5 protein-coding genes are annotated in these 4,553 nt (G+C 73.5%); 3 read left to right on the forward strand and 2 right to left on the reverse strand.

Features of this window, described 5'->3' with window-relative positions:
- Positions 1 to 4: 4 nt before the first annotated feature.
- Positions 5 to 598: an RICIN domain-containing protein gene (locus tag ACFC1T_RS38150; RefSeq protein ID WP_375897347.1), complete on the reverse strand. Its 594-nt coding sequence runs from the start codon at positions 596 to 598 to the stop codon at positions 5 to 7.
- A gap of 242 nt (positions 599 to 840) precedes the next feature.
- Here ACFC1T_RS38150 and ACFC1T_RS38155 point away from each other — a divergent pair, with 242 nt between their 5' ends.
- Positions 841 to 2,232 (forward strand): cysteine desulfurase/sulfurtransferase TusA family protein, encoded by a 1,392-nt coding sequence (locus ACFC1T_RS38155; protein ID WP_375897350.1) that lies wholly within the window; start codon positions 841 to 843, stop codon positions 2,230 to 2,232.
- Positions 2,233 to 2,257: 25 nt separating this feature from the next.
- Here the strand turns inward: ACFC1T_RS38155 and ACFC1T_RS38160 are convergent, their stop codons facing one another.
- Entirely contained in the window at positions 2,258 to 3,232 is a 975-nt protein-coding gene (locus ACFC1T_RS38160) for a carbohydrate kinase family protein (RefSeq protein ID WP_375897352.1), read from the reverse strand.
- Between the two features lie 279 nt (positions 3,233 to 3,511).
- Between ACFC1T_RS38160 and ACFC1T_RS38165 the strand changes: the two genes are divergently transcribed.
- Together ACFC1T_RS38165 and ACFC1T_RS38170 are read left to right on the forward strand one after the other, a co-directional pair.
- Complete coding sequence (locus ACFC1T_RS38165) at positions 3,512 to 3,721, forward strand: hypothetical protein (RefSeq protein ID WP_375897353.1); 210 nt, start codon at positions 3,512 to 3,514, stop codon at positions 3,719 to 3,721.
- Between the two features lie 91 nt (positions 3,722 to 3,812).
- Complete coding sequence (locus tag ACFC1T_RS38170; RefSeq protein ID WP_375897356.1) at positions 3,813 to 4,496, forward strand: hypothetical protein; 684 nt, start codon at positions 3,813 to 3,815, stop codon at positions 4,494 to 4,496.
- The last annotated feature ends 57 nt before the right edge of the window (positions 4,497 to 4,553 follow it).

Genomic DNA, 4,553 nt, shown 5'->3' on the forward strand with positions numbered 1-4,553 from the left:
GGCATCACCACAGGGCCACTGGTCCGCCGGGGCGCCTGCGTCGGTACGCCACCCGCCGATCTCCAGACAGTAGCCGCTGTTCTTGTTCAGATAGGTTCGCCTGCATGTTGCCGCACGGCCACTGCCTCACCGGCGCGCCCCAGGCCTTGCTCCAGTCCCCGACCTCCATGCACATACCGCTGTTCTTGTTCCTCAGCTCAATCCAGCGACCATCGGTGTTACCGACAACCCACTGCTGGTTGGCCTGGTTGGTGCCGCAGGGCCACTGACGGATCTGGGCACCGGCCTGCGTGCTCCAGTCGGCCACTTCCAGGCACATACCGCTGTTCTTGTTCTTCAGCCAGAAACCGTTCGGGTAATTGTTCTGGTCGAAGTACCAGCCCTGATTGGTCTGGGCATCACCACAGGGCCACTGGTCCGCCGGGGCGCCTGCGTCGGTACGCCACCCGCCGATCTCCAGACAGTAGCCGCTGTTCTTGTTCAGATAGGCGTCCTTGGGCCCGGCCGCCGAGGCCGGCTGGGTGAAGGCAAGCATAAAGAGGGCGGATATCGCGGCCACGAGGCCGATCCGCTTTCCCTTCGAGAACTGGGCAATCACGTCGAGCTTTCCTTTCCGAGGTCTCTCGATAAGGAGGCAGCCCTCGCCGCAGACGCAACCGGCCCACCCCCTTGAACCGCGACGACCGTACCAGCACGAACCGACGCTCCGTCAATTCCGTTTTCCAGCCAGTGGTCCACTCCTCCCCTGCATCGCTCGATTCAGGCCACGTCGGGGAAGCCGGGGTGCTCGGCCTCCGTCCCGCACGGCCCTCTGCACCGTCGCTGAGGTTCAATGGCCCCGTGTACTTCGACGTGGCCTCGACGGCCCCTCTGCACCCCGTCGCGCGGCAGGCCCTGACCGCCGCCCTGGACGAGGGCTGGGCCGATCCGGCCCGGCTGTACCGCTCCGGCCGGCAGGCCCGGATGCTGCTGGACGCCGCCCGCGAGACGGTCGCCGCCGTCCTGGGCGCGCGGCCCGACGAGATCTCCTTCACCGCGAGCGGGACGCAGGCCGTCCAACTCGGGCTGCTGGGCGCCCTGGCCGGGAACCGCAGGCGCGGCGGGCACCTGGTGCACTCCGCGGTGGAGCACTCCAGCGTGCTGCACGTCGGCGAACGCCACGAGGCGGGCGGCGGCGAGGTCTCGGTGGCCCCGGTGGACCGCACCGGGCGGGTGGACCTGCGGGCCTTCGGCGCCCTGCTGCGGACCGACACCGCGCTGGCCGCGCTGCAGAGCGCCAACCACGAGGTGGGCACCGTCCAGCCGGTCGGCGAGGTGGCCGAACTGTGCGCCGCGGCCGGGGTTCCGCTGCTGGTCGACGCCGCACAGAGCGCCGGACGGATGGACGTCCCGGCGGGCTGGTCGCTGCTGACCGCGAGCGCCCACAAGTGGGGCGGACCGCCCGGGGTCGGCGTCCTCGCCGTGCGCAAGGGCGTCCGGTACGCCTCGCCGCTGCCGGCCGACGAGCGCGAGGGCGGGCGGGTGCCCGGCTACGTCAACGTCCCGGCGATCGTGGCCGCGGCCGCCTCGCTGCGCGCCGTCCGGGCGGAGGCCGAGCGGGAGAACGCCCGGCTGCACGCCCTGGTGGAGCGGATCCGCGGCCGGGTGCCGCAGCTGGTGCCCGAGGTCGAGGTGGTCGGCGACCCGGTGCGGCGGCTGCCGCACCTCGTCACCTTCTCCTGCCTGTACGTGGACGGCGAGGTGCTGCTGACCGAGCTGGACCGGGCGGGCTTCGCGGTCTCCTCCGGCTCCTCCTGCACCTCCTCCACCCTGACGCCGAGCCACGTGCTGGCCGCCATGGGCGTGCTCACCGAGGGCAACGTCCGGGTCTCGCTGCCGTACGGGACGGCCGAGGCCGACGTGGAGCGCTTCCTCCGCGTGCTGCCGGAGGTGGTCGCCGGGGTCCGCGCCCCGCTCGGGCTGGACCTGCCGGCGCCGGCGGGCGACGCCGGGCCACTGCTCGTGATCGACGCGCTCGGCAAGCGGTGCCCGCTGCCGGTGATCGAGCTGGCGAAGCGGATCGGCGAGGTGCCGGTGGGCGGCACCGTCGCCGTGCTGGCGGACGACGAGGCGGCCCGGCTGGACGTCCCGGCCTGGTGCGGGATGCGCGGTCAGGAGTACGCCGGGGAGGCCCCGGCCGCCAACTACGGCGGCGACCGGGGCTCGGCCTACCTGGTGGTGCGCCGCTCCTGAGGGGCGGACCACCAGGGCCCGTCCGCTAGACCAGGTGGGTGCGGATCTCCGCGGCGGCCTCGGCCCCGTAGGCGTCCTCGATCCGCTTCAGGAAGGCGGCCGGACGCAGGTCGTACTCCTGGGTGCCGACGGTCTCGATCACCAGGGTGGCGAGCATGCAGCCGAGCTGGGCGGCGCGCTCCAGGTCGAGGCCCCAGGACAGCCCGGACAGGAAGCCGGCCCGGAAGGCGTCGCCGACGCCGGTCGGGTCGACCTTGGCCTCCTCGGCCGGGCAGCCGACCACGATCGGGGCCTCGCCCTTGCGCTCGATCCGGACGCCCTTGCTGCCCAGGGTGGTGACCCGGGTGCCGACGCGGGTGAGCAGCTCCTCGGCGTCCCAGCCGGTCTTGGTCTCGATCAGCGCGGCCTCGTACTCGTTGGTGAAGAGGTACGAGGCGCCGTCCACCAGCTCGCGGATGTCCTCGCCGTCCAGGCGGGCCAGCTGCTGGGAGGGGTCGGCGGCGAAGGCGTAACCGCGGGTGCGGCACTCCTGGGTGTGGCGGACCATGCCCTGGGGGTCGTCGGCGCCGACCAGGACGAGGTCGAGGCCGCCGACGCGGTCGGCGATCGGCTTGAGCTCGATGTTGCGGGCCTCGGCCATGGCACCGGTGTAGAACGAGGCGATCTGGTTGTGGTCCTCGTCCGTGGTGCACATGAAGCGGGCGGTGTGCCGGGTCTCGGAGATGTGGACGGAGTTGCAGTCCACGTTGTTGCGCTCCAGCCAGCTGCGGTACTCGGCGAAGTCCGCGCCGGCGGCACCGACCAGGATCGGCCGGAGCCCGAGCACGCCCATGCCGAACGCGATGTTCGGCGCGACGCCACCACGGCGGATGTCCAGGGCGTCGACCAGGAAGGACAGCGACACGGTGTGCAGCTGCTCGGCGACGAGCTGGTCGGCGAACCGACCGGGGAACGTCATCAGGTGGTCGGTGGCGATCGAGCCGGCGACGGCGATACGCACGGGGGTCTCCTCAGGATGGCAACAGGGCCAGCGGGGGCGAATGAACCCACTCACGGTACCCGTCCGGCACGGCACGCCAGCAAGAGTCCCGCAAGCTGCCGGTCGCCTTCCCCGCCATGGTGGCACCCCGGACCCCCCAACGTGTACTACCTCCGGGTAGCACTGGTGGGCCCACCGGGCCGGGCCTAGGGTCGGCCCCATGGAGCCCTGCCGCGATCGGGCGGGGCCCGTCGACGACCGTGGCGATGCGGCCACGGCCCTTGATCGGAGCGATGCCCGATGATGTCCGACCCCTTCCCCCCGAGCGCCCGCCGAGCCGACGCGGACGCCGAGAGCCTCGACGCGCTGGTCCGCTCATCCCGGCGGCTGCGCCGGTTCTGGCCGGTGGTGACGGCCGGACCGGAGCCCGCCGCCCCCGCGTCCGTCGGTGTCCGGGTGCCGTCCGGGGCGCAGCGGCTGGTCGCCGGGATGGCCGAGTACGGCATGTGAGGACCGGGGAACCGGATCCGACCGGGGCACGTCACATCCGCGCGGTGCGGCCGAGGAGGCCGCGCCGCTGAGCCCTCGGGAGGATGCGCAGATGGATCTGGAGACGATGCCCCGCCGCGGTCGGCGGGCGGTGGCCCTGGCGGTGGCCGCGCTGGCGGCGGTGGTGACCCTGGCCGGCTGCAACGACGGCGGCAAGGGCTCCGGGGACTCGGCGGCGAGCACCGCCACGGCCTCCGTGAGCAGCTCGGCCCCGCCGAGCGGTTCCCCGACGGCCCCGGCGGACTCCGGTTCGCCGTCCGCGCCGGCGCCCGCGGGGGCCCCGTCGGGCAAGGGGACGCCGACCCCGGCCGAGCCCGCACCCGGGCGGCCCACGACGCCGGGCACTCCCCCGCCCAACGGGATCGCCCCCGGTGAGCCCAACCCGGCCGGTGGCGGCCCGGCCAACTCGAACGTCCGGCCGCCGACCGGCTACCGGCTGGACGGCAGCAACAAGCTGACCGTCTACTTCTTCGGCGGGGTCTGCACCACGTACGCGGTGAAGGCGGACGAGTCGCAGTCGGGCCAGGTGGGCGTGGTGATCGTGCCGGGCCCGCCGACCGTCCAGCCCGGGCACGTCTGCACCGCAATGGCCAAGCGGCAGGCCGTCTCCGTCGACCTGCGCTCGCCGCTGGCCGGGCGGACGGTGGTGGACCGGACGAGCGGCCAGGAGGTGCCGATGGAGGGCGACGCCCACGCGGGCCCGGATCCGGTCACCCCGGACGGCGCCGCGCGCTAGCGGCCGGTGACGCGCACGGTGGAACGCGGAAGGCGGCCCCGGGGAGATCCCCGGGGC

Source organism: Kitasatospora sp. NPDC056076, from assembly GCF_042266305.1.
In the GTDB taxonomy this organism is placed as follows: Bacteria; Actinomycetota; Actinomycetes; order Streptomycetales; family Streptomycetaceae; genus Kitasatospora.